The sequence below is a fragment of the Pseudomonas sp. 32_A genome (genome assembly GCF_017490905.1).
In the GTDB taxonomy this organism is placed as follows: Bacteria; Pseudomonadota; Gammaproteobacteria; order Pseudomonadales; family Pseudomonadaceae; genus Aquipseudomonas; species Aquipseudomonas inefficax.
The window spans coordinates 118,822-143,041 of the sequence record NZ_JAFGYI010000003.1; the positions used below are offsets into that span (position 1 = coordinate 118,822).

26 protein-coding genes are annotated in these 24,220 nt (G+C 62.6%); 6 read left to right on the plus strand and 20 right to left on the minus strand.

Annotation, left to right across the window (positions count from 1 at the left end):
- Window positions 1-24 precede the first annotated feature (24 nt).
- A complete protein-coding gene (fpr, locus tag J5M58_RS03120) occupies window positions 25-804 on the minus strand; it encodes a ferredoxin-NADP reductase (RefSeq protein ID WP_112251090.1) in 780 nt (259 codons plus the stop codon).
- Window positions 805-925: 121 nt separating this feature from the next.
- Between fpr and finR the strand changes: the two genes are divergently transcribed.
- Complete coding sequence (finR, locus tag J5M58_RS03125; RefSeq protein ID WP_112251089.1) at window positions 926-1,852, plus strand: LysR family transcriptional regulator FinR; 927 nt, start codon at window positions 926-928, stop codon at window positions 1,850-1,852.
- On the opposite strand, the gene J5M58_RS03130 is transcribed toward finR, so the two are convergent.
- The 3 genes from J5M58_RS03130 to J5M58_RS03140 all read right to left on the minus strand — a co-directional run bounded on the left by J5M58_RS03130 (window position 1,849) and on the right by J5M58_RS03140 (window position 3,727).
- Entirely contained in the window at window positions 1,849-2,214 is a 366-nt protein-coding gene (locus tag J5M58_RS03130; protein WP_004375479.1) for a diacylglycerol kinase, read from the minus strand. The two genes, finR and J5M58_RS03130, sit on opposite strands and share 4 nt — an antisense overlap.
- 73 nt (window positions 2,215-2,287) lie before the next feature.
- Complete coding sequence (gene erdR, locus J5M58_RS03135; protein ID WP_112251088.1) at window positions 2,288-2,938, minus strand: response regulator transcription factor ErdR; 651 nt, start codon at window positions 2,936-2,938, stop codon at window positions 2,288-2,290.
- A 78-nt stretch (window positions 2,939-3,016) separates the two neighbouring features.
- Window positions 3,017-3,727, minus strand: a complete 711-nt coding sequence (locus tag J5M58_RS03140; protein WP_112251087.1) for a tRNA-uridine aminocarboxypropyltransferase — start codon at window positions 3,725-3,727, stop codon at window positions 3,017-3,019.
- 256 nt (window positions 3,728-3,983) lie between these two features.
- On the opposite strand from J5M58_RS03140, the gene J5M58_RS03145 reads away from it, so the two are divergent.
- The gene (locus tag J5M58_RS03145; RefSeq protein ID WP_112251085.1) at window positions 3,984-4,403 is read left to right on the plus strand and encodes a quorum-sensing-regulated virulence factor family protein; all 420 of its coding nucleotides are present in this window, start codon (window positions 3,984-3,986) and stop codon (window positions 4,401-4,403) included.
- Between the two features lie 12 nt (window positions 4,404-4,415).
- Here J5M58_RS03145 and J5M58_RS03150 read toward each other — a convergent pair whose 3' ends face one another.
- A complete protein-coding gene (locus J5M58_RS03150) occupies window positions 4,416-4,625 on the minus strand; it encodes a hypothetical protein (RefSeq protein ID WP_112251083.1) in 210 nt (69 codons plus the stop codon).
- A gap of 161 nt (window positions 4,626-4,786) precedes the next feature.
- Here J5M58_RS03150 and J5M58_RS03155 point away from each other — a divergent pair, with 161 nt between their 5' ends.
- Window positions 4,787-5,905: an LOG family protein gene (locus J5M58_RS03155; protein WP_112251081.1), complete on the plus strand. Its 1,119-nt coding sequence runs from the start codon at window positions 4,787-4,789 to the stop codon at window positions 5,903-5,905.
- A 205-nt stretch (window positions 5,906-6,110) separates the two neighbouring features.
- Here the strand turns inward: J5M58_RS03155 and recX are convergent, their stop codons facing one another.
- From recX to J5M58_RS03175, 4 genes are all read right to left on the minus strand, one after another.
- Complete coding sequence (gene recX / locus J5M58_RS03160; RefSeq protein ID WP_085619270.1) at window positions 6,111-6,581, minus strand: recombination regulator RecX; 471 nt, start codon at window positions 6,579-6,581, stop codon at window positions 6,111-6,113.
- Between the two features lie 21 nt (window positions 6,582-6,602).
- Entirely contained in the window at window positions 6,603-7,670 is a 1,068-nt protein-coding gene (gene recA, locus J5M58_RS03165; RefSeq protein WP_015269214.1) for a recombinase RecA, read from the minus strand.
- A gap of 103 nt (window positions 7,671-7,773) precedes the next feature.
- On the minus strand, window positions 7,774-8,256 hold the full coding sequence (locus J5M58_RS03170; RefSeq protein WP_112251079.1) for a CinA family protein: 483 nt from the start codon (window positions 8,254-8,256) through the stop codon (window positions 7,774-7,776).
- 122 nt (window positions 8,257-8,378) lie between these two features.
- Window positions 8,379-9,032, minus strand: a complete 654-nt coding sequence (locus tag J5M58_RS03175; RefSeq protein WP_207877128.1) for a hypothetical protein — start codon at window positions 9,030-9,032, stop codon at window positions 8,379-8,381.
- Between the two features lie 300 nt (window positions 9,033-9,332).
- Here J5M58_RS03175 and mutS point away from each other — a divergent pair, with 300 nt between their 5' ends.
- A complete protein-coding gene (gene mutS, locus J5M58_RS03180) occupies window positions 9,333-11,906 on the plus strand; it encodes a DNA mismatch repair protein MutS (RefSeq protein ID WP_181457316.1) in 2,574 nt (857 codons plus the stop codon).
- Window positions 11,907-12,046: 140 nt separating this feature from the next.
- Window positions 12,047-12,370, plus strand: coding sequence for a ferredoxin FdxA (gene fdxA / locus J5M58_RS03185; protein WP_112251073.1), 324 nt, complete (start codon window positions 12,047-12,049; stop codon window positions 12,368-12,370).
- Window positions 12,371-13,008: 638 nt separating this feature from the next.
- Here the strand turns inward: fdxA and rpoS are convergent.
- From rpoS to J5M58_RS03225, 8 genes are all read right to left on the minus strand, one after another.
- On the minus strand, window positions 13,009-14,016 hold the full coding sequence (rpoS, locus tag J5M58_RS03190; RefSeq protein ID WP_013971277.1) for an RNA polymerase sigma factor RpoS: 1,008 nt from the start codon (window positions 14,014-14,016) through the stop codon (window positions 13,009-13,011).
- A 108-nt stretch (window positions 14,017-14,124) separates the two neighbouring features.
- Window positions 14,125-14,982 (minus strand): peptidoglycan DD-metalloendopeptidase family protein, encoded by an 858-nt coding sequence (locus J5M58_RS03195; RefSeq protein WP_112251071.1) that lies wholly within the window; start codon window positions 14,980-14,982, stop codon window positions 14,125-14,127.
- A 220-nt stretch (window positions 14,983-15,202) separates the two neighbouring features.
- On the minus strand, window positions 15,203-15,841 hold the full coding sequence (locus tag J5M58_RS03200) for a protein-L-isoaspartate(D-aspartate) O-methyltransferase (RefSeq protein ID WP_015269209.1): 639 nt from the start codon (window positions 15,839-15,841) through the stop codon (window positions 15,203-15,205).
- Window positions 15,842-15,876: 35 nt separating this feature from the next.
- Window positions 15,877-16,626: a 5'/3'-nucleotidase SurE gene (gene surE, locus J5M58_RS03205; protein WP_085626450.1), complete on the minus strand. Its 750-nt coding sequence runs from the start codon at window positions 16,624-16,626 to the stop codon at window positions 15,877-15,879.
- Window positions 16,614-17,672, minus strand: a complete 1,059-nt coding sequence (gene truD / locus J5M58_RS03210) for a tRNA pseudouridine(13) synthase TruD (RefSeq protein ID WP_112251069.1) — start codon at window positions 17,670-17,672, stop codon at window positions 16,614-16,616. Before truD ends, surE begins: the two co-directional genes overlap by 13 nt.
- Window positions 17,669-18,142, minus strand: a complete 474-nt coding sequence (ispF, locus tag J5M58_RS03215; RefSeq protein ID WP_015269207.1) for a 2-C-methyl-D-erythritol 2,4-cyclodiphosphate synthase — start codon at window positions 18,140-18,142, stop codon at window positions 17,669-17,671. The genes truD and ispF overlap by 4 nt, the downstream gene beginning before the upstream one ends.
- A 433-nt stretch (window positions 18,143-18,575) precedes the next feature.
- Window positions 18,576-19,430, minus strand: a complete 855-nt coding sequence (gene fghA, locus J5M58_RS03220; RefSeq protein ID WP_025337989.1) for an S-formylglutathione hydrolase — start codon at window positions 19,428-19,430, stop codon at window positions 18,576-18,578.
- Between the two features lie 8 nt (window positions 19,431-19,438).
- Window positions 19,439-20,551, minus strand: coding sequence for an S-(hydroxymethyl)glutathione dehydrogenase/class III alcohol dehydrogenase (locus J5M58_RS03225; protein ID WP_039614790.1), 1,113 nt, complete (start codon window positions 20,549-20,551; stop codon window positions 19,439-19,441).
- Between the two features lie 107 nt (window positions 20,552-20,658).
- Between J5M58_RS03225 and J5M58_RS03230 the strand changes: the two genes are divergently transcribed.
- Window positions 20,659-21,555 carry a LysR substrate-binding domain-containing protein gene (locus J5M58_RS03230; RefSeq protein WP_015269205.1) on the plus strand — a complete coding sequence of 299 codons (897 nt, stop codon included), beginning with the start codon at window positions 20,659-20,661 and terminating at the stop codon, window positions 21,553-21,555.
- A 132-nt stretch (window positions 21,556-21,687) separates the two neighbouring features.
- Here the strand turns inward: J5M58_RS03230 and ispD are convergent, their stop codons facing one another.
- The 3 genes from ispD to eno form a co-directional block, all read right to left on the minus strand.
- The gene (ispD, locus tag J5M58_RS03235; protein WP_112251067.1) at window positions 21,688-22,395 is read right to left on the minus strand and encodes a 2-C-methyl-D-erythritol 4-phosphate cytidylyltransferase; all 708 of its coding nucleotides are present in this window, start codon (window positions 22,393-22,395) and stop codon (window positions 21,688-21,690) included.
- A complete protein-coding gene (gene ftsB, locus J5M58_RS03240) occupies window positions 22,392-22,673 on the minus strand; it encodes a cell division protein FtsB (RefSeq protein WP_004375443.1) in 282 nt (93 codons plus the stop codon). Before ftsB ends, ispD begins: the two co-directional genes overlap by 4 nt.
- Before the next feature lie 168 nt (window positions 22,674-22,841).
- The gene (eno, locus tag J5M58_RS03245; protein WP_025337986.1) at window positions 22,842-24,131 is read right to left on the minus strand and encodes a phosphopyruvate hydratase; all 1,290 of its coding nucleotides are present in this window, start codon (window positions 24,129-24,131) and stop codon (window positions 22,842-22,844) included.
- Window positions 24,132-24,220: the final 89 nt, after the last annotated feature.

Here is a 24,220-nt window from a genome sequence, read left to right on the forward strand (position 1 = left end):
GCCTTCTTTGCATCAGCCTGTGCCTTACTTCTCGACGAAGGCACGCTCGATCAGGTAGTCACCCGGCTCGCGCATGCGCGGGGAGACCTTCAGGCCGAAGCTGTCCAGCACTTCGCTGGTCTCGTCGAGCATGCTCGGGCTGCCGCAGATCATCGCGCGATCGTCCTGCGGGTTGATCGGTGGCAGGCCGATGTCGCTGAACAGCTTGCCGCTGCGCATCAGGTCGGTCAGGCGGCCTTGGTTTTCGAACGGTTCACGGGTCACGGTCGGGTAGTAGATCAGCTTGTCGCGAACCGACTCGCCGAAGAATTCGTTCTGCGGCAGGTGCTCGGTGATGAACTCGCGGTAGGCCACTTCGTTCACGTAGCGCACGCCGTGCACCAGGATCACTTTCTCGAAGCGCTCGTAGGTTTCCGGGTCCTGGATGACGCTCATGAACGGTGCCAGGCCAGTGCCTGTGCTCAGCAGGTACAGGTGCTTACCCGGTTTCAGGTCATCGAGAACCAGGGTACCGGTAGGCTTCTTGCTGATGATGATCTCGTCGCCTTCCTTCAGGTGCTGCAACTGCGAGGTCAGCGGACCGTCCGGCACCTTGATGCTGAAGAACTCCAGGTGCTCTTCCCAGTTCGGCGAAGCGATGGAATAGGCGCGCATGAGCGGACGGCCGTTGTCCTGTTGCAGGCCGATCATCACGAACTGACCGTTCTCGAAGCGCAGGCCCGGGTCGCGGGTGCACTTGAAGCTGAACAGGGTGTCGTTCCAGTGGTGCACACTGAGGACACGTTCGTGGTTCATGTTGCTCATTTAATGGGGCTCCTGAAGAAAGACGCGGCGCGCGCAAGACGCGCAGTTGCGCGATAGTTTAGGGGCAGCGACAATATCTGTTAACTGGATTATCAAGATATGTGTTATCGGTTATATAGATATGCGATTTACACTTCGTCAGCTGCAAGTCTTCGTTGCCGTGGCCCAGCACCAGAGCGTTTCGCGCGCCGCCAGTGTGCTGGCCTTGTCGCAGTCGGCCGCCAGCACCTCGATCACCGAGCTTGAGCGCCAGTCCAGCTGCCAGCTGTTCGACCGCGCCGGCAAGCGCCTGAGCCTCAACGCCCTGGGCCAGCAACTGTTGCCGCAGGCCGTGGCCCTGCTCGACCAGGCCAAGGAAATCGAAGACCTGCTCAACGGCAAGTCCGGTTTCGGCTCGCTGGCGGTCGGTGCCACGCTGACCATCGGCAACTACCTGGCCACCCTGTTGATCGGCAGTTTCATGCAGGTGCACCCGGAAAGCCAGGTGAAGCTGCATGTGCAGAACACTGCGCATATCGTGCAACAGGTGGCGCATTACGAAATTGATCTGGGTCTGATCGAAGGCGATTGCAACCACCCGAACCTGGAAGTGCAGCCCTGGGTCGAGGACGAGCTGGTGGTGTTCTGCGCGCCGCAGCACCCGCTGGCCAAGCTGGGCCGCGCCGATGTACAGACCTTGTCCCAGGAAGCGTGGATCCTGCGCGAGCAGGGCTCAGGCACGCGCCTGACCTTCGACCAGGCCATGCGCCACCACCGCGCCAACCTCAACATCCGCCTGGAGCTGGAACACACCGAAGCGATCAAGCGCGCGGTGGAGTCGGGCCTTGGCATTGGCTGCATCTCGCGCCTGGCCCTGCGTGACGCCTTCCGCCGCGGCAGCCTGGTGCCGGTGGAAACCCCGGAGTTGGACCTGATGCGCCAGTTCTACTTCATCTGGCACAAACAGAAGTACCAGACCTCGGCCATGCGCGAATTTCTCGAACTGTGCCGCAACTTCACTGCCGGTTTCACACGCAGTGACGAGATCGTGTTGCCACCGATCGCTTAAAGCAGGATCACGCCCCACACCAGCGCCACCATGGTCAGTGCCACCAGTTGCGCGGCGCTGCCCATGTCCTTGGCGTTTTTCGAAAGTGGGTGGCGCTCGAGCGAAATGCGGTCGATGGCTGCCTCCACCGCCGAGTTGAACAGTTCGACGATCAAGCCCAACAGGCACACGGCGATCATGATCGCCCGCTCCGCACGGCTGACCGGTAGCCAGAAAGCGATCGGGACCAGCAGCACATTGAGCAGCACCAGCTGGCGGAACGCGGCCTCGCCCTTGAAAGCGGCGCGCAGGCCGTCCAGCGAATAGCCGGCAGCGTTGAAGATACGTTTGAGGCCGGTCTGGCCCTTGAATGGCGATGTCATGTATGTCACTTCACAACGGAAAGGCCAGCAGACTAGACCGGCACGGGTCAAAAAAGCGTGAAGCCACACGCACTCAGCTACTGGCAACCGATTCAAGTTGTTGCAGCAGCAAAGCCGCCTGGGTGCGAGTACGCACGCCCAGCTTGCGGAAGATCGCGGTCACGTGGGCCTTGATGGTCGCTTCCGAAACGCTCAGCTCATAGGCGATCTGCTTGTTCAGCAGGCCTTCGCAGACCATGGTCAGCACGCGGAACTGCTGTGGCGTGAGGCTGGCCAGCCCTTCGCTGGCGGCCTTGGCCTCGGCCGAGACATCGACTTTTTCGAACGCCTGCGGCGGCCACCAGACCTCGCCATCGAGCACTTTACGCACCGCATCCTGAATAACTTCCAGGGTGCTGGACTTGGGAATGAAGCCACTGGCGCCAAACTCGCGGGACTTGACCACCACTGCGGCCTCTTCCTGCGCCGATACCATCACCACGGGTATCTGCGGGTATTGCCCGCGCAGCAGCACCAGCCCGGAAAAACCATAGGCGCCCGGCATGTTCAAGTCCAGCAACACCAGGTCCCAGTCGGCTTTTTCGCTCAGGCGGGTTTCCAGTTCGGCGATACTGGCGACTTCAACCAGGCGTACATCCGGGCCCAGGCCGAGGGTAACGGCCTGGCGCAAGGCGCCACGGAACAGCGGGTGGTCATCGGCAATCAGGATTTCGTAAGTGGCCATCGATCTGGGGATCCTGTTCTGTGTCGGGCACTCGGGTAAGGGTCATTATGAACCAAAGCAGGGGTTGTGCCCCTTGGACTATAGGAAGGTATGCAAACGCTGGTGGGTGTCGTCCTGCTCGTCCAGCGGCAGGCGCCGCTTGCCGCTCAGGTAATGCAGGCTGAACACATCCAGGTAGGCGTCCAGCGCTTGCGAGGCCTGGGTATCGCCAGCCAGGTCCAGGCACATGGCGGCGACTTCCGCAGTGCAGAAGTGATCATCGCGCTTGGAGCGGCGCAGCCGGTAGCGGGACATCTGCTCGGCCTGCAGGCTCAACACCGGGAAGCGGTCAAGGTATGGGCTTTTGCGGAACATCTTGCGCGCTTCGGTCCAGGTGGCATCCAGCAGGATGAACAGCGGGCGCTTGCCCGGCTCGCGCACCACTTCGCTGACTACTCGCTCCTGGGCAACGAATTCGCCGGGAAAGACGATGTAGGGTTGCCAACGCGGATCGTCCAGCAACGCCAGCAAGCGTTCGTCGACCGAAGTGCGCAGCCAGCCGAAGGCCGAGGTGTCCTGGATCAGGTCGGCGATCAGCCAGCCGGTATTGGTGGGCTTGAGCGGCTCGGTGTCATGCATCAGCAGGCACACGCCGGACTCGGCCTGCACCCGAGGCTTCCAGGCGCACAGGCAATGAGTGGCAATGACCCGGCAGTCGGGGCAGCGCTCGGCACGCGAACCACGGGCGATGAAGGGCTTGTTGCTGCGCGCCAGGCGTTCGGCGCGCAGGCGCGCTACCGCATGGCTCATGCCGGCAGGCCTCTGGACAGGTTGGGAATGGACACAAGGATGACTCGGAGAAAACTAAGGGCGCCAGTCTATCAGAACAGCGGCCAATTGCTGTGCAGGTGGCGGCGCGGTCCCTATAATCGCTGTTTTACCCAGCCTCGCGCCTGCGCGCTTCTGGGGCTGCTGCGCAGCCCCATTTGCAGCCAACGTGCGGTTGTCACGGAACGCCGTCGACCCGCGCATGTCAAAGCGCCAGTCATCGAACCAGGAGAGATTCATGCTGCGCCGTATCGTACCCGCCCTGAGCCTGTTGCTCGCCCTGCCCCTGGCAGCCCAGGCGGCTTCCAAGCAGGAATACGACCTGAACAACATGCTGCAGAAGGTTGCCAAAGAGAGCAGTGTCGGCACCCCGCGAGCCATCAACGAGGACATCCTCGACCAGGGTTACACGGTGGAAGGCAAGGCACTGGTCAACCACCTGAGCGTGCGCCAGGAGCATGCTGCGCGCATGCAGGCCAACCCCGATCAGGTACGCAGCCAGCTGGGTGACAGCGTCTGCCGCAACAGCGGTTTCCGCAATCTGATGTCCAAGGGCGCGGTGATGGTCTACCGCTTCACGGTCTACAAGACCAACCAACCGATCATGGATCAGGCGTTCGACAACGCCAGCTGCGTCGCAGGCAACAAGAAGAAGTAACCACTTCGATCGCTACGCCTTCTCGTCCTCACGGTCGCGCCAGTGCCCTTCAGCGGCATCGGCGCGCATCTCTGCCAGCAGCGCCTGCAAGTAGCGCGACTGGCATTCCAGCCCCGACAGCCTGCGCCGGCACTCGGCTTCCAGGCTCAGGTGATGCACCTGGGCCGCATTCTCCAGCTGCTGGTAAAGCTGCCGGTCCACTTCGATGATCAAGCGATGCATACCGCCACCTCCTGCATCGACACGTTTCGCTCTACCCAGTTAACCAAACCCGCATCCCCAGTGGCTGCATGCCGACGGGCGGCGATGCCGAACACCCCGGCACGATTGAGCGCAAGGGTCTAGATTGAGGTCAGAGGTATTGGTGCAGAAGGAGACGTTGCATGCCTTACCAATCGAGTGAACTGCTGTTCAGCCACTTCCGCGACAACAACATCGACCTGAGCAACATCGACGAACAGCTGCAACTGGTAGCCCCGAACAGCCCCAACCTGCCGCTGTACCGCGACATGATGCTGACCATCCTGCGCATGGCCCATGACGACACCGACCGCTGGAGCGCCAAGATCACCCTGCAGGCGCTGCGCGAACTGGACCATTCGTTCCGCACCCTGGAGCGCTACAAGGGCCGGCGCAAGGTGACCGTGTTCGGCTCGGCGCGCACCCCGCTGGAACACCCGATGTACGCCCTGGCCCGCGAACTGGGCGCAACCCTGGCACGCTCCGACCTGATGGTCATCACCGGTGCCGGCGGCGGCATCATGGCAGCTGCCCACGAAGGCGCCGGCAGCGACCACAGCCTGGGGTTCAACATCACCCTGCCCTTCGAGCAACACGCCAACCCCACGGTGGATGGCACCGACAAGCTGCTGCCGTTCCATTTTTTCTTCATCCGCAAGCTGTTCTTCGTCAAGGAGGCCGATGCCCTGGTGCTGTGCCCGGGTGGTTTCGGCACTCTGGATGAAGCGCTGGAAGTGCTGACCCTGATCCAGACCGGCAAGAGCCCGCTGGTACCGGTAGTGCTGCTGGATTCGCCAGGTGGCAGCTTCTGGCGCGACTGCCTGGACTTCATCAGCCGCCAACTGGAGGAGAACCGCTACATCCTGCCCAGCGACCTGAAACTGCTGCGCCTGGTGTACAGCGCTGACGAGGCAGTGGAAGAAATCAACCAGTTCTACAGTAACTACCACTCCAGCCGCTGGCTGAAGAGCCAGTTCGTGATCCGCATGCATCACCCGCTCAGCGAGGCGGCGCTGTATGACATCCAGGAAGGCTTTGCCGACTTGCGCCTGAGTGGCAAGTATCACCAGCAACCTGACAGCAGTGCCGAGCACGAAGTGGGCAATTTCAGCCACCTGACCCGCTTGTCATTTGCCTTCAATGGTCGGGATCAAGGCCGGCTGCGTGAACTGGTGGACTTCATCAACCTGCCGGAGAACTGGGCCAAGCCGCAGCCCATGCATACCACGCAGCGGGCCAGGGAGGCGTTGAAGGTCAGTTGATCGTGACACTAGCCCGCGCATCCTGTGGGAGCGGGTTCATCGAGGCGTCGAACCGCTGCGAAGAATCCAACGCGGTGTATGACACCGGCTGCGCCGGTGTTCGCGGGTAAACCCGCTCCCACAAGAGCCACGCACTTACTGATGCATCGCCTCAAACCTGTGGGAACGGGCAAGCCCGCGAAGGGCCGCAAAGCGGCCCCGGTCTTCAGTAATCGTCGATATCACGCCCACTGAGCAGGCGGCCGATCATGTCCATGGGGAAACCCCGGTACGCCAGAAAACGGGTCTGCTGGGCACGGCTTCGGGGATCTTGCGGGCGTTGACCAGCAAACTTGCGCTGCCATACATCACGCATGCGCTCGCCCCAGTCCACCTCGCTCTCGCGCAGCGCCTGCTCGATATCAGCACGCGCCAAACCGCGCTGGCCTAGCTCTTCGCGAATACGCGCAGGGCCATAGCCGGAGCTGGAACGGTACCGGATGAAACTTTCGAGGTAGCGGGCTTCGCTAAGCAGCCCTTCTTCGGCGAGCCGGTCGAGTTCAGGCTCGATCAGCTCGTCCGAAGCGCCGCGCTGACGCAACTTGCGCGTCAGCTCGACGCGACCGTGCTCACGTCGCGCGAGCAGGTCCATGGCTGTCCGCCGAATGGCGACGGGGGTGTCGAGTACGGCGGACATGTTCGGCTATCTACCGCGCAATCAATAACCGGCGTCAGCGTCGGCCATGTCATCGGCATCGGCTTCGGCAGCAGCAGCCTTACCAGCAGCCGCAACAGCCCCAGAGGTCAGCAGCTTCTCACGAATCTGCTTCTCGATCTCGGCACCAATAGCCGGGTTCTCAGCCAGGTACTTGGCAGCGTTGGCTTTGCCTTGACCGATCTTGTTGCCTTGGTAGGCGTACCAGGCACCGGACTTCTCGACCAGACCCTGGGAAACACCCAGGTCAATGATCTCGCCGTTACGGTAGATACCCTTGCCGTAGAGGATCTGGAACTCGGCTTGACGGAATGGTGGAGAAACCTTGTTCTTGACGATCTTGACGCGGGTTTCGCTACCGACCACCTCGTCGCCTTCCTTGACCGCGCCGGTGCGGCGGATATCCAGACGCACCGAGGCGTAGAACTTCAGGGCGTTACCACCGGTGGTGGTTTCCGGGCTGCCGAACATCACACCGATCTTCATACGGATCTGGTTGATGAAGATGACCAGGCAGTTGGCGTTCTTGATGTTACCGGTGATCTTGCGCAGCGCCTGGGACATCAGGCGCGCCTGCAGGCCCACGTGCATGTCCCCCATCTCGCCTTCGATCTCGGCCTTCGGTACCAGGGCGGCCACGGAGTCGACGATGATCACGTCGACAGCGTTGGAACGCACCAGCATGTCGGTGATTTCCAGGGCCTGTTCGCCGGTGTCCGGCTGCGAAACCAGCAGGTCGTCGACGTTGACGCCCAGCTTGCCGGCGTACTCGGGGTCGAGGGCGTGTTCGGCGTCGACGAAGGCGCAGGTGGCGCCGTTCTTCTGGGCTTCGGCGATGACCGACAGAGTCAGCGTGGTCTTACCCGACGATTCCGGGCCGTAGATCTCGACGATACGGCCTTTTGGCAGGCCGCCGATGCCCAGGGCGATGTCCAGGCCCAGCGAGCCAGTGGAGATGGCAGGGATAGCCTGGCGCTCGTGGTCGCCCATGCGCATGACGGCGCCCTTGCCGAATTGGCGTTCGATCTGACCCAGGGCCGCAGCCAAGGCGCGCTTCTTGTTGTCGTCCATTGAAATCCTCACGTGTTCGACTTGGCCCTGACGGCCGGAATACCTGTATAAGTAGCCAGTATTATTCCACAGGCAAGCGCCCGCGCAAACCCCTGTTGTCGATTTACTCGGCACCAAGCTGTAACAAGCCGTCTAACGCGGCGATCACCGTCTGTCGGCGCACCGCCTCGCGGTCGCCGTCGAACTGGCGCCGCTCGCTGTACACATGGTTACCGTCGCCCCAGGCCAGCCACACGGTACCCACTGGTTTGGCCGGCGAACCACCGTCTGGCCCGGCCACGCCGCTCACCGCCACGGCAAAGCGCGCGCCGCTGGCAGCCTGGGCGCCGCGGACCATCGCTTCGACCACTTCCTGGCTTACCGCGCCAACCTGGCCGAACAACGCTGCGGGCACTCCCAGCTGACGGGTTTTCTGGGTGTTGGAATAGGTCACGTAACCGGCCTCGAACCAGGCCGAGCTGCCGGGCACACGGGTGATGGCCTCGGCGATGCCGCCACCGGTGCAGGATTCGGCGGTGCTCACCTGCGCGTTGAAGCGGCGCAGGTGCTCACCCAGGCGGATGGCAAGCGTGGTGATCGGGTCCATGTCGGGCTCCTTGTAGACTGCCTTCTACCCTAGCATTTCAGGATTGGGGAATGGGCGTCTGGCGGCGTGCTGGACATGAGGATGTTCGCCTCTGGATTTTTGGCGCCTGAAGCCCACACCAATCAGAAATTCAGCCGCAGCACGGTCCGCCAGATGTTCTTCATCGGTGAACGACGATGCTTGGCCCAGTTGCGCTCCCACCATTCGTCCTCATTGCGCACCACCTGTTCCAGGTCGCTACCAGCCACGGCGGCGGCGTGCTGGCGGAACATCATGGGGAATACGCAATGCTGGCGGATCCGGTGCTTGACCACCACATCCACCGGCGTGCCATCGTAGGGGGTCTGTGCCAGGATCCGGCAGCCCTCGCGCGACAGCACATAAGCATGCAGCGCCACCACCCGCCCGCGGGCGATGAACGGGAACCAGGTCAGCCAGGTTCGCCCCATGGAATAACCCAGGTGCAAGGCCTCGAAGGGCCGTTTCTGCATGAAGCGATTGACCCAGCGCACTTGCGAAGGCTTGAACTCATAGGCCTTGGCATCGTCTTCGAAGATCAGGACTCGATCGAGGCCGTTGTCCAGCGCATGACGGGCCAGTTGCTGATGGGACTCGTAGCAACCGCGCTTGGGGTCGCTGTTTTTCTCGACAACATGAAAGTGCACTTCGTTGGCGAGCTGTCGCCCGATGGTTTCGCTGAACAGCGTGCGCCGGTCGGCGCGGGTGTCGAGGGAAATACAAAAAACCGCATCTACATCAAAACGAACTGCGCTCACTGCACTAATCAACCTGTTGCAATAACTTTCCATTGGGCCGCAGGCCCCCGCGAATGCGTCAGGCAAGCCATCCCTGATGGGCAAGAGCGCAATTCTCCATGGCAATACGGTGATGTCAACCTGCCTTCAATGCAACCCTGCGCGCTTGCCAGACATGCAGGTACTGCCTGCCGGGTAGCCGTGTTAACCTATGCGGCTTGAAAAATCCGGTGGGTCTCGGCGTCGCGCATGCAACACAGAACGCCCCAATTTGCCCCACAATATTGAGACCTACTTTTTAAGCCCTTGATGAATAAAGCAATCTCCGATTTCTCCGCACACACCCCGATGATGCAGCAGTACTGGAAGCTGAAGAACCAGCACCCGGACCAGCTGATGTTCTACCGCATGGGCGACTTCTACGAGATCTTCTACGAAGATGCGAAAAAAGCCGCAAAACTGCTGGACATCACGCTGACCGCGCGCGGTCAGTCGGCCGGCCAGTCCATCCCCATGTGCGGGATTCCGTTCCATTCGCTGGAAGGCTACCTGGCCAAGCTGGTCAAGCTCGGCGAATCGGTGGTGATCTGCGAACAGATTGGCGACCCCGCCACCAGCAAGGGCCCGGTGGAACGCCAGGTGGTGCGCATCATCACCCCCGGTACGGTCAGCGACGAGGCCCTGCTCGACGAACGTCGCGACAACCTGATTGCCGCGCTGCTCGGTGACGAGCGCCTGTTCGGCCTGGCCGTACTGGACATCACCAGTGGCAACTTCAGCGTGCAGGAGATCAAGGGCTGGGAAAACCTGCTGGCCGAGCTCGAGCGCCTGAACCCGGTCGAGCTGCTGATCCCCGACGACTGGCCGCGCGACCTGCCTGCCGAAAAACGCCCGGGCGCCCGTCGCCGCGCGCCATGGGACTTCGACCGTGATTCGGCGCGCAAGGCCCTGTGCCAGCAGTTCGCGACCAAGGACCTCAAGGGCTTTGGCTGCGACAAGCTGACCCTGGCCATCGGCGCCGCCGGTTGCCTGCTGATCTACGCCAAGGAAACCCAGCGCACTGCCCTGCCGCACCTGCGCAGCCTGCGCCACGAACGCCTGGACGACACGGTCATCCTCGACGGCGCCAGCCGCCGCAACCTGGAGCTGGACATCAACCTGGCCGGCGGCCGCGACAACACCCTGCAGTCGGTGATCGACCGCTGCCAGACCGCCATGGCCAGCCGTTTGCTGAGCCGCTGGTTGAACCGCCCGTTGCGCGACCTCAAGGTGTTGCAGGCACGCCAGGACTCGATCCGTTGCCTGCTCGACGGCTACCGCTTCGAGAAGCTGCAGCCGCAGCTCAAGGAAATCGGCGATATCGAGCGGATTCTCGCCCGTATCGGCCTGCGCAACGCCCGCCCACGCGACCTGGCACGCCTGCGCGACGCCTTGGGCGCGCTGCCCGAGCTGCAGAACGCCATGGCCGAGCTGGAGGCGCCGCACCTGGCCCGCCTGGCCGCCATTACCGGCACCTACCCCGAACTGGCCAGCCTGCTGGAGCGGGCGATCATCGACAACCCGCCGGCGGTGATCCGCGATGGCGGCGTGCTCAAGGCCGGCTATGACAACGAACTGGACGAGCTGCTGGCGATCAGCGAGAACGCCGGCCAGTTTCTGATCGACCTGGAAGTCCGGGAAAAGGCCCGCACCGGCCTGGCCAACCTCAAGGTCGGCTACAACCGGGTGCATGGCTACTTCATCGAGCTGCCGACCAAGCAGGCCGAGCAGGCCCCGGGCGACTACATCCGCCGTCAGACCCTCAAGGGCGCCGAGCGCTTCATTACTCCGGAACTGAAGGCGTTCGAGGACAAGGCGCTGTCGGCCAAGAGCCGCGCCCTGGCTCGCGAGAAGATGCTCTACGATGCCTTGCTGGAAACCCTGATCAGCCACCTGGCGCCGCTGCAGGACAGCGCCGCCGCCCTGGCCGAACTGGACGTGCTCAGCAACCTGGCCGAACGTGCGCTGAACCTGGACCTGAACTGCCCGCGCTTCGTCGACGAGCCGTGCCTGCGTATCGAGCAGGGCCGTCACCCGGTGGTGGAACAGGTATTGACCACACCGTTCGTGGCCAACGACCTGGGCCTGGACAACAGCACGCGCATGCTGATCATCACCGGCCCGAACATGGGCGGTAAGTCTACCTACATGCGCCAGACCGCCCTGATCGTGCTGCTTGCGCACATCGGCAGCTTCGTGCCGGCGGCCAGCTGCGAGCTGTCGCTGGTCGACCGCATCTTTACCCGCATCGGCTCCAGTGACGACCTGGCCGGCGGCCGCTCGACCTTCATGGTCGAGATGAGCGAAACCGCCAATATCCTGCACAACGCCACCGACCGCAGCCTGGTGCTGATGGACGAAGTGGGCCGCGGCACCAGTACCTTCGACGGCCTGTCGCTGGCCTGGGCCGCCGCCGAGCGCCTGGCCCAGCTGCGTGCCTATACACTGTTCGCCACGCACTACTTCGAGCTCACCGTGCTGCCGGAAAGCGAGCCGCTGGTGGCCAACGTTCACCTGAACGCCACCGAGCACAACGAGCGCATCGTGTTCCTGCACCACGTGCTGCCTGGCCCCGCCAGCCAGAGCTACGGCCTGGCCGTGGCGCAGCTGGCTGGCGTGCCGACGGCCGTCATCCAGCGTGCCCGTGAACATCTGGCGAGACTGGAAACCACCAGCCTTGCGCATGAACAGCCCCCGGCCCAAAAGGCCAAGGACGTGCCACAGGTCCCGCACCAGAGCGACCTGTTCGCCAGCCTTCCACACCCGGCCATCGAGAAGCTGGGCAAGCTGCAGCTGGACGACATGACCCCGCGTCAAGCTATCGAAATGCTATATCAACTAAAGAACCTGTTATAACGGCGCCCACTACAAGCTGGTAGAATCCGCCGCGGTTTGCTGGTGCTGCAGGTTATTAGCCTGGCCTGCAGCCACATGCCCGTAAACCGCGCGGCCCTGAGAGGAAGGGCCGCCGCCGTCGCCTGAGGAGAGAATTAGAAATGACCTTCGTCGTCACCGACAACTGCATCAAATGCAAATACACCGACTGCGTGGAAGTCTGCCCGGTGGACTGCTTCTACGAAGGCCCGAACTTCCTGGTCATTCATCCGGACGAGTGCATCGACTGCGCCCTGTGCGAGCCGGAGTGCCCAGCGCAAGCCATCTTCTCGGAAGACGAAGTGCCAGCGGGCATGGAAAACTTCATCGAGCTGAACGCCGAACTGGCGGAAGTCTGGCCGAACATCACCGAGCGTAAGGACGCCCTGCCAGACGCTGAAGAGTGGGACGGCAAGACCGGCAAGATCGAACACCTGGAGCGCTGATAGCGCCGCATACGAAAAAGGCCCTTGCGGCCTTTTTTGTTTTTTGCAGGCAAAAAAAAGGGGCGGTTTGACCCGCCCACATTTTTTTCCGTAGTCCCTGCTTGTCCCAAACATCATCCTGATGAAATCGCTTCTTGCGATGTCCCTGGCTTTCCTCCTGAAAGCCTGTGCATGTCCCTGTGCACAGTTCGAATACTAGCGACTTGCGCTGGGCGGGCAACCGCTAAACCTCACAGGGTATTGCAGGTGACACATTTCCTCACAGCTGAATAAGCGAAGGTTTTCAATGAGTTGGGAAAATACAGGTGCTGGATACGACAATGATTTACTGAAGCATACATAGAAGGCTTACAGAACAAGTAAGCAAAGGCTTACACGCGATGTTACTGGGGTGGCGCGGTACACATTTGATATTGGTTTTGCCTGAGCGATTTTGGGGCTGCCTTGCAGCCCATCGCGACACAAGGCCGCTCCTACAGAGGACCGCGATCGCCTGCATGATCGCGCCCCCTGTAGGAGCGGCCTTGTGTCGCGAAAGGGGCGCAAAGCGCCCCCGGCAATTTTGAATGGGACACCTCTGGTCGCCACATACAAAAACGCCCCGAGGTCATCGGGGCGTTTGCTGTTACAGACCTTCGCTACTGGAACAACGATTCACTGGAAAGGCCGTTCTTCTCGAGGATCTCACGCAAACGCTTGAGCCCCTCGACCTGTATCTGCCGTACCCGCTCACGGGTCAGGCCGATCTCCAGGCCGACATCTTCCAGGGTGCTGCTTTCATGCCCGCGCAGGCCAAAGCGGCGCACCACCACCTCACGCTGCTTGTCGGTCAACTCACCCAGCCATTGGTCGATGCTCTGCGACAGGTCGTCATCCTGCAGCAGTTCGCACGGGTCGGTCGGGCGGTCGTCGGTCAAGGTATCGAGCAGGGTCTTGTCCGAGTCCGGGCCGAGCGACACATCCACCGAAGACACCCGCTCGTTCAGGCCCAGCATGCGCTTGACCTCGGCGACCGGCTTCTCCAGCAGCGTGGCGATTTCTTCTGGCGAGGGTTCGTGGTCCAGTTTCTGGGTCAGCTCGCGCGCGGCGCGCAGGTAGACGTTCAGCTCCTTGACCACGTGGATCGGCAGGCGAATGGTGCGGGTCTGGTTCATGATCGCCCGCTCGATGGTCTGGCGAATCCACCAGGTCGCATAGGTCGAGAACCGGAAACCACGCTCCGGGTCGAACTTCTCGACTGCACGGATCAGGCCCAGGTTGCCCTCCTCGATCAGGTCGAGCAGCGACAGGCCGCGGTTCACGTAACGACGGGCAATTTTTACAACCAGGCGCAGGTTGCTTTCGATCATGCGCTTGCGGCCGGCGGGGTCGCCCTTTTGCGACAGGCGCGCAAAGTGCACTTCCTCTTCCGGCGAAAGCAGAGGCGAGAATCCGATCTCGTTGAGATACAGCTGGGTGGCATCGAGCGCCCGGCTGTAATCGATGTACTTGTGTTGCTTGAGCGAAGAGCCCGATTTGGCCCTCGTCCGAACCGAAGATACAGCAGGTTCGTCTGACACCACATCCGTTTCCAAAACGATACCCGTCTCCATCAGAAGTAGGTCATCGTCGATGTCAAACTCCGGCACTTCTTTACTGAGAGCCATTGTTATAGTCCTTTGCTGAGTTCGAACTCAGACTCGAGCGGCACCTGTCTCCCTGGCAGCGCTGGAGCCTGTCCCCTCTACATCACAGGAACAGGCCGGGCCCAACGGTCAACGACGTGGCAGGAACTGGAGCGGATCGACGGGTTTGCCCTGGCGGCGAATCTCGAAATGCAGCTTCACCCGATCAGTGCCCGTGGACCCCATTTCAGCAATCGACTGCCCTGCCTTGACCTGCTGCCCCTCCCGAACCAACAGCCTGCGGTTATGGCCGTAGGCACTGACGTAGGTATCGCTGTGCTTGATGATGATCAGTTCGCCGTAGCCCCTCAAGCCACTCCCGGCGTACACCACTGAACCATCAGACGCAGCAAAAACAGGCTGTCCCAAATCACCGGCGATATCAATGCCTTTATTCAAACTACCGTTTGAAGCGAATTTTCCAATCAGCACGCCATTGGCAGGCCAGGTCCAGCCACCTACTGCGCGCTCTGCGGCAGGCACCGTGGCAACCACCGGGGCGCTGCTGGAGGCTGTCGGCGTGGCCGGCCTGGTGGTGCTGGCAGGGGGTGTGCTGGTACTGCCCACAGGCCGCCGGATGACCGTGGTCTTGCTGGACGAAGACGGGCTGGACACCACCGTGGTACTGCCGGTAGAGCCGCTGCTGAAACGAATCGCTTGCCCCGGGCGAATGGTGTAAGGCGCCGCGATGCCGTTGCGCGCAGCCAGTTCCTTGTAGTCCCAGCCATAACGGAAGGCGATGGAGAACAGCGTATCGCCAGGCTTGACGATGTATTGCCCGGTGGTTACAGCCGGGCGCTTGGGCACGGTGTTATTGCGGTCGACCACCCGCGCGCTATTGCTGCTGGTGCTAGAGCAACCCACCAGTAGCGTGCCCATGGCCAGTGCAATCACCAGAAGCGTGAAACCCGACCCGTCCTTGCGCTGCCGAATGACTGTGTGACCCACCCGCGCTCCCCTCATGGTGCCGAAAACGATATGAAGACAAGAAATGCAATATTGTTGCAATTATAACCAAGCCCGCCCGCATTGGCAGGGTGGGTGAAAGACTGCTGCAAAGCCTTGGTGCACGCAGTGCGCTGGCGCTTCACCCCGCCAGATAGACAGGGCGTTGCCGCAAGAATTCGGTGCTGGCGCAAAAATATCGCGCGGCTCGAACCAGCCGTGTTCAGGCCAGCGGGCCGTTGAGCAGCGGTACGAAGCGCACGGCCCCCAGCACCCGGCGAGAGAATCCATGCTCCTCGCGCACGATCAGCATCAGCTGCTGGGTTTCACCGGCCGGCCCTACCGGGATCACCATACGGCCACCGGGTGCCAGCTGGTCAAGCAGTGCCTGCGGCACTTCCGGCGCCACGGCGGTGACGATGATGCCATTGTACGGCGCCAGCGCCGGCCAGCCTTCACAACCGTCGCCCCAGCGGAACACCACGTTACGCAGGTTCAGCTCCACCAGGCGCTCCTTGGCCCGGTCCTGCAGCACCTTGATGCGTTCCACCGAGAACACCCGCTCGACCAGCTGGGCCAGGATTGCCGTCTGGTAGCCCGAACCGGTGCCGATCTCCAGCACCTTGTCCAGCGGCCCGGCCTCGAGCAGCAGCTCGCTCATGTGGGCAACCATGAATGGTTGCGAGATGGTCTGGTTGTGGCCGATCGGCAGCGCAGTGTCTTCGTAGGCGCGATGCGCCAGCGCCTCGTCGACGAACAGATGGCGCGGGGTACGACGGATCACGTCGAGCACCTTGGTGTTCGATACGCCCTCCTCGCACAGGCGCTGGATCAGCCGCTCCCGGGTACGCTGGGAGGTCATGCCGATGCCACGCCGCAGCATATCGTCCTCGCGCATCAGAGCAGGCCCTCCAGCCAACCGTCGAGCTGCTCGAAGGCATCACTGAAGGTGCGGTCGAGCTGCAGCGGAGTGATCGATACATAGCCCTGCATCACCGCATGGAAGTCGGTACCCGGGCCACCGTCCTCGGCATCCCCGGCCACGGCGATCCAGTAGCCCTCCTTGCCGCGCGGGTTGACCACCTTGGTCGGCGCCGCCGCCCGCGCCCGGTGACCGAGGCGGGTGAGCTGAATGCCACGAATGTGCTCCAGCGGCAGGTTGGGGATGTTGACGTTGAGCACGGTGCGCGGCGGCAAGGCCAGACGCGACTGCGCCTCGACCAGGCGGCGGGCGATATGGGCCGCGGTCGGCAGGTTGTCCGGCTGGCGCGACAACAACGAAAACGCCAGCGAGGTACCACCGAGAAAACGGCCTTCCAGCGCGGCCGCGACCGTGCCCGAATAGAGCACGTCGTCGCCCAGGTTGGCACCGAGGTTGATCCCCGACACGACCATGTCCGGCGTCTGTGGCAACAGCCCATTGAGCCCCAGGTGCACGCAGTCGGTCGGCGTGCCGTTGAGGCTGATGAAGCCATTGGCCAAGGTCTGCGGGTGCAGTGGCCGGTCCAGCGTCAGCGAACTGCTGGCGCCGCTCTTGTCTTGATCCGGGGCTATAACCACGCACTCGGCGTAATCCGCCAGCGCAGCGTGCAGCGCGGCGATGCCGGGTGCGGTAACACCGTCGTCGTTCGAAATCAGAATACGCATGAGCTGTCCGTCTGCCCCGCCGACACCAGATCCACGACTTCGCGCACCACCACGGTGGCGAAGCATCCGGCCGGAAGGACGAATTCCAGTTGCAGGATATCAGGCTCGGGATAATGCCACGTAAGACCGCCAATAGGGAGCCGCAGAATACGTCGTTCGTGATCCATGCCCGCCAAGGCCAGCCACTGGCAAAGTGCCGGCTGCCGTGCGGCGATCGCATCCTCTTGTTGCGCAGAACTTCCCGTAGCCGGCGAATCGCCTGCTCCCCACAGCGGGCCTGTCGGATGCAAGTCAAGGATCGCCAGCCGAGGATCGGAACATTCCGACTCCCCAGCAGGAAAGAAGCTACGACTGGTGGTGAACGCCAACAGGTCGCCCACCTGGGCACGCGCCCAGCTACCGTCGGCAACACGGGCGGCCAGCACCTGGTTGAACAGGTAGCTGCGCCCGGCCGAGAGCAACCGCGAACGCACGTTGCGCTGTTCGGGCAAGGCCTTGCGTGCGGCCCAATCGAGGGCGTCGTGAACGTTGCCGCCACCGTGACCGAAGCGCTGAGTGCCGAAATAATTCGGCACGCCGTGCTGCTTGAGCTGTTCCAGGCGCGCATCCACCGCCTGGTGATCGGCAGCCAGGGCAGTCAGGCGCAAGGTGAAGCCGTTGGCCGAATGCGCGCCACGCTGCAGCTTGCGCTGGTGGCGCACCTGCTTGAGCACACGCAGGCTGGCATCCTCGGCACGTGACAGGTCCGGGTCGGCCTTGCCTGGCAGGTGCAGGCTGAACCACTGGCGGGTCAGGGCCTGGCGGTCCTTGAGGCCGGCGTAGCTGATCGTGCGCACCGGCACCCCAGCGGCACGGGCCAGGCGGCGGGCCGCCTCCTCGGTGTTCAGGTCACGCTTCTCGACCCAAAGCCACAGGTGCTCGCCCTGGCCCGACAGCGGGATGTCCAGTACTTCGTCGACCTGGAAATCTTCGGCCACCGCCTTGAGGACGGCGGTACCCAGCGGTTCGCCCGATGCGCGCGGGCCCAGCAGTTCCAGTTCGGTCATGCTGGCAGCAGCAGGGCTACCGAATGCACGGCGATGCCCTCCTCGCGGCCGGTGAAGCCCAGCTTCTCGGTAGTGGTGGCCTTGACGTTGACCTGGTCGAGCTCGACCTGCAGGTCTTCGGCGATCAGCTTGCGCATGGTTTCGATGTGCGGGGCCATCTTCGGCGCCTGGGCGACGATGGTGGCGTCGATGTTGCCGACTTTCCAGCCCTTGGCCTGGACGATGCCGACCACATGGCGCAACAGCACGCGGCTGTCGGCGCCCTTGAACTGCGGGTCGGTGTCGGGAAAGTGCTTGCCGATGTCTCCCAGCGCTGCCGCGCCTAGCAAGGCATCGCTCAGGGCGTGCAGCAACACGTCGCCATCGGAGTGGGCCAGCAGGCCGTATTTGTGGGGGATACGCACCCCGCCCAGGGTAATGAAATCACCGTCGCAGAAACGGTGCACATCGTAGCCATGGCCAATACGCATAGAAAAACGCCCTGAATGAGTCAGGGCGTGATTCTACCTGCTTTTGAGGCATTGGGGCTGGGGTGATCGGCACAGCATTGTCTGCGCCTGTGAGATCGAGCGCCGCCCGCGCGGCGCTTCGCGGGTGTTCGCCTTGACACTTTCTGCGCTTGTGAAACCGAGCGCCGCCCGCGCGGCGCTTCGCGGGGCAAGCCCGCTCCCACATTTGTTGCAACGTGGCCATGTCTGTTGGAGAGGCGTTGCCCGCCTTGGTGCATGTCTTCAGACAGGTGGGGCGGCAACAATGCCCACCTCGAAATCCCGTCATGCCAACAAGGCTGACAACCATGGCCTCACAGACATGGCCACGTTGCAACAAATGTGGGAGCGGGCTTGTCCCGCGAAGCGCCGCGCGGGCGGCGCTCAATCTCACAGGCGCTGAAAACGCTATGCCTTACACCCGCCCCAGCGCCACCGCATGATGACGCAGGTGTTCCTCGATAAAGCTGGCGATGAAGTAGTAGCTGTGGTCATAGCCAGGCTGCAGACGCAGGGTCAGTTCATGCCCCCCTTTGCGTGCCGCCTGCTCCAGGGCTTCAGGCTTGAGCTGCTTCTCGAGGAAGTCGTCGCGGTCCCCCTGGTCCACCAGCAACGGCGGACATTCGCCGGCCGGGGTCTCGGCCAGCAGCACACTGGCATCCCACTCGCGCCAGCGCGCACGGTCTTCACCCAGGTAGCGGCTGAAGGCTTTCTCGCCCCAAGGGCAATCCATCGGGTTGCTGATCGGCGAGAACGCCGACACCGAACGGTAGCGCCCCGGATTGCGCAAGGCGCACACCAGCGCGCCATGCCCGCCCATGGAGTGGCCGCTGATGCTGCGCTCGCCCGAAGCCGGGAAGTGCGCTTCGATCAACGCAGGCAACTCCTCCACCACATAGTCGTGCATGCGGTAGTGCTGGGCCCAGGGCTGCTGAGTGGCATTGAGATAGAAGCCGGCACCCAGGCCGAAGTCCCAGGCGCCGTCCGGGTCGCCCGGCACCTGCTCGCCACGCGGGCTGGTGTCGGGGGCGACGATGATCAACCCAAGCTCCGCGGCCAGGCGCTGGGCGCCGGCCTTCTGCATGAAGTTCTCGTCGGTGCAGGTGAGGCCGCTGAGCCAGTACAGCACCGGCAGCTTCTCGCCCTGTTCAGCCTGCGGCGGCAGGTAGACGGCGAACACCATGTCGCAGCCCAGCACCTTGGAGTGATGCCGGTAACGCTTGTGCCAGCCGCCGAAGCTCTTCTGGCAGGAGATGTTATCCAGGCTCATGGCAAACCTCAGAAGTGGATCACGCTGCGAATGCTCTTGCCTTCGTGCATCAGGTCGAAGGCCTTGTTGATGTCTTCCAGGCCCATGGTGTGGGTGATGAAGGTATCCAGCGGGATTTCGCCCTTCTCGGACATTTCCACGTAGCTTGGCAGCTCGCTGCGGCCACGTACGCCACCAAACGCCGAACCACGCCATACGCGGCCGGTGACCAGCTGGAACGGACGAGTGGCGATTTCCTGGCCGGCACCGGCCACGCCGATGATCACCGACTCACCCCAGCCCTTGTGGCAGCACTCCAGCGCGGCACGCATCAGTTGCACGTTGCCGATGCACTCGAAGGAGAAGTCCACACCGCCGTCGGTGAGGTCGACGATCACTTCCTGGATTGGGCGGTCGTAGTCTTTCGGGTTGATGCAGTCGGTGGCACCCAGCTGACGGGCGATTTCGAACTTGGCCGGGTTGATGTCGATGGCAATGATGCGCGACGCCTTGGCCTTGACCGCACCGATTACCGCAGACAGGCCGATGCCACCCAGGCCGAAGATGGCCACGGTGTCACCCGGCTTGACCTTGGCGGTGTTGAGCACTGCGCCAATACCAGTGGTGACGCCACAACCCAGCAGGCAGACCTTTTCCAGCGGCGCTTCTTTCTGGATCTTGGCCACGGAGATTTCCGGCAGCACGGTGTACTCGGAGAAAGTCGAGGTACCCATGTAGTGGAACAGCTGCTGGCCCTTGTAGGAGAAGCGCGTGGTGCCGTCCGGCATCAGGCCCTTGCCCTGGGTGGCGCGGATAGCCTGGCACAGGTTGGTCTTGCCCGAGAGGCAGAACTTGCACTTACCGCATTCCGGGGTGTACAGCGGAATGACGTGGTCACCGACGGCGACCGAGGTGACGCCCTCGCCTATCGCCTCGACGATCGCGCCACCTTCGTGGCCGAGGATCGACGGGAAAATGCCCTCCGGGTCGGCGCCCGACAGGGTATAGGCGTCGGTGTGGCAGACACCGCTGGCGACCACGCGCAGCAGCACTTCACCGGCCTTGGGCATGGCCACGTCGACTTCGACGATTTCCAGGGGTTTCTTGGCTTCGAAGGCTACGGCAGCACGGGACTTGATCATCAAAGGTCTCCAGACAGAGGGTCGATTCAGTCTGGCAGTGTAATTCACCGTCTTTTGATGAATAATCATGGCAAAGACAAAACATTATTGCCATGCAGGGATAATCAATGAGTAGCCGCTGGGAAGGCATCGACGAATTCGTCGCCGTGGCCGAGTCGGGCCAGTTCACCGCGGCCGCCGAGCGCCTGGGGGTTTCCTCGTCGCATATCAGCCGGCAGATTGCCCGCCTGGAGGAACGGTTGCAGACGCGCCTGCTGTATCGCAGCACCCGGCGGGTGACCCTGAGCGAGGCCGGGCAGACATTCCTGCAGCACTGCCAGCGCCTGCAGGATGGCCGCGAGGAAGCCCTGCGCGCCATGGGCGACCTGGCCAGCGAGCCCAAGGGGTTGCTGCGCATGACCTGCGCGGTGGCCTATGGCGAGCGCTTCATCGTGCCGCTGGTGACACGGTTCATGGCGCTGTACCCGCAGCTGCGGGTGGATGTGGAACTGAGCAACCACACCCTCGACCTGGTGCACGAAGGCATGGACCTGGCCATCCGCCTGGGCCGCTTGGCCGACTCGCGACTGGTGGCAACCCGCCTGGCGCCACGGCGCATGTACCTGTGCGCCTCGCCGGCTTACCTGGAACGTTATGGCCGGCCGCACAGCCTGTCGGAGCTGGCGCGGCACAATTGCCTGGTGGGCAGTTCGGACTTGTGGGCGCTGCAGCAAGACGGCCGCGAGATCAGCCAGCGAGTGCAGGGCAACTGGCGTTGCAACAGCGGGCAGGCGGTGCTGGACGCGGCGCTGCAGGGCATGGGGTTGTGCCAGCTGCCGGATTATTACGTGCTGGAGCACTTGAACAGTGGCGCGCTGGTGTCGTTGCTGGAGGCGCACCAGCCACCGAATACGGCGGTGTGGGCACTGTATCCACAACAGCGGCACCTGTCGCCGAAGGTGCGGCGGCTGGTGGATTACCTGAAGGAAGGGTTGGCGGGGTTGCCGGAGTATCGCTTGAACTGAAACCTCGTGCTGCCTGGTCTGACCTCTTCGCGGGTAAACCCGCTCCCACAGGTACAGCGCAAACCTGAAGGGATGTGCGATACCTGTGGGAGCGGGTTTACCCGCGAAAAGGCCGGCACAGGAGCAAGAAATTCAGCGGCGCCCTGCCCAGCGCTGGCGCAACCACTCCAGGTCTTCCGGCCGGGTCACCTTGATGTTGTCGCTGCGCCCTTCGACCAGCCGTGGCGCCTGGCCAGACCACTCGATGGCGGAGGACTCGTCGGTCACCAGCACATCCGACACCAGGCACTCGGCCAGCGCCCGATGCAAGGCCCCCAGGCGGAACATCTGCGGCGTATAGGCCTGCCAAATGGTGCTGCGGTCCACGGTGGCACCCACCCGGCCATCGGCATCGGCACGTTTGAGGGTATCGCGCGCCGGCACCGCCAGCAGGCCACCCACCGGGTCGTCCGCCAGCTCCGACAACAGCTTGTCCAGGTCGCTGCGCGTCAGGTTTGGTCGCGCGGCATCATGCACCAGTACCCAGTCGCTGTCCGCCGCCCCTTGGGCATGCAGCATCAGCAAGGCATTGAGCACCGAGTCGGCACGTTCGCGGCCACCCGCTGCGCGCTGGATGCGTGGGTCGCTGGCGCAGCGCAGGCGAGGCCAGTACGGGTCATCTTCGGCAATGCTGACCACCACACCCTTGAGCATCGGGTGGCCGAGAAAACAGTCGAGGCTGTGCTCGAGAATGGTCTGCCCAGCCAGCTCCAGGTACTGCTTGGGGCGGTCGGCAGCCATGCGGGCGCCTACGCCCGCAGCAGGAATCACGGCCCAGAAGGCGGGTAACGTTTCGATCATTTCTGTGGCAACTGGAAGAGGGTTTCGCCCTCTTTGACCATTCCCAATTCGTGGCGAGCCCGCTCTTCAACGGTCTCCATGCCTTTTTTCAGTTCCAGCACTTCGGCATCGAGCACGCGATTGCGCTCGAGCAAGCGCTCGTTTTCGGCATGCTGCTCGGCAATCTGCTGCTTCAGCTCGGTCACTTGCGCCAGGCTGCCGTTACCCACCCACAGGCGGTACTGCAGGCCACCCAGTAGCAGGAGCAGGACGAGGAACAACCAATAGGGACTGCGCATCACGTTATCCAGATTAAAAAGGCTGCCCGGGTATTTTTACTTCGGGGCCTCGAATAGCACGAAGCCTGGCCGAGGCCAGGCTTCGTCGACAGAAACCCGTTGGAATGTAGGAAAGAACAGTACGAACGTTCCTACAACTCCGGCTGCTGTCTTTTTACCATCTCTTGCTTAGCCGCGAAACTCGGCACGACCGCGGTAAACCGCTTTGGCACCCAGTTGCTCTTCGATGCGCAGCAGCTGGTTGTACTTGGAAACGCGGTCGGAACGGCACAGCGAGCCAGTCTTGATCTGGCCAGCAGCGGTACCCACGGCCAGGTCGGCAATGGTCGAGTCTTCGGTTTCACCGGAACGGTGCGAAATCACCGCGGTGTAACCAGCAGCCTTGGCCATCTGGATGGCCTCCAGGGTTTCGGTCAGCGAGCCGATCTGGTTGAACTTGATCAGGATCGAGTTACCGATGCCCTTCTCGATGCCTTCCTTGAGGATCTTGGTGTTGGTCACGAACAGGTCATCGCCAACCAGCTGCACCTTGGTGCCGATCTTGTCGGTGAGGATCTTCCAGCCAGCCCAGTCGGACTCGTCCAGGCCGTCTTCGATCGAGATGATCGGGAAGCGCTCGGTCAGGCCTTTCAGGTACTCGGCGAAGCCTTCGGCGTCGAACGACTTGCCTTCGCCAGACAGGTTGTACTTGCCGTCTTCGTAGAACTCGGAAGCCGCGCAGTCCAGGGCCAGGGTCACGTCGGTGCCCAGCTTGTAGCCGGCTTTCTCGACGGCTTCGGCGATGGCGCCCAGGGCGTCTTCGTTGGAAGCCAGGTTAGGGGCGAAACCACCTTCGTCACCAACGGCGGTGTTCAGGCCACGGGCCTTCAGCACGGCTTTGAGGTGGTGGAAGATTTCAGTACCCATGCGCAGGCCGTCGGAGAAGGTCTTGGCGCCAACTGGCTGAACCATGAACTCCTGGATGTCGACGTTGTTGTCGGCGTGCTCGCCACCGTTGATGATGTTCATCATCGGTACCGGCATCGAGTACTGGCCCGGGGTGCCGTTCAGGTTGGCGATGTGCGCGTACAGCGGCAGGTCCTGGTCCTGAGCAGCGGCCTTGGCGGCAGCCAGGGAGACGGCGAGGATGGCGTTGGCGCCCAGCTTGGCCTTGTTCTCGGTACCGTCCAGTTCGATCATGGCGCGGTCCAGGCCCTTCTGGTCGGCAGGGTCCTTGCCCAGCAGCAGGTCACGGATCGGGCCGTTGATGTTGGCGACGGCCTTCAGCACGCCCTTGCCCAGGTAACGGCTCTTGTCGCCATCACGCAGCTCCAGCGCTTCGCGCGAGCCAGTGGAAGCACCGGACGGCGCGCAAGCGCTGCCGATGATGCCGTTGTCGAGCAGTACATCGGCTTCCACGGTGGGGTTGCCACGCGAATCGAGAACTTCACGACCTTTGATGTCGACGATTTTTGCCATTGTTGTAAGCACTCCAGAATTGACGAAAACAACTTAGCTTAGGAAATTCTTGCCGTTCACCGGGCGGACATGCAGTGGGCAGGCCGGGT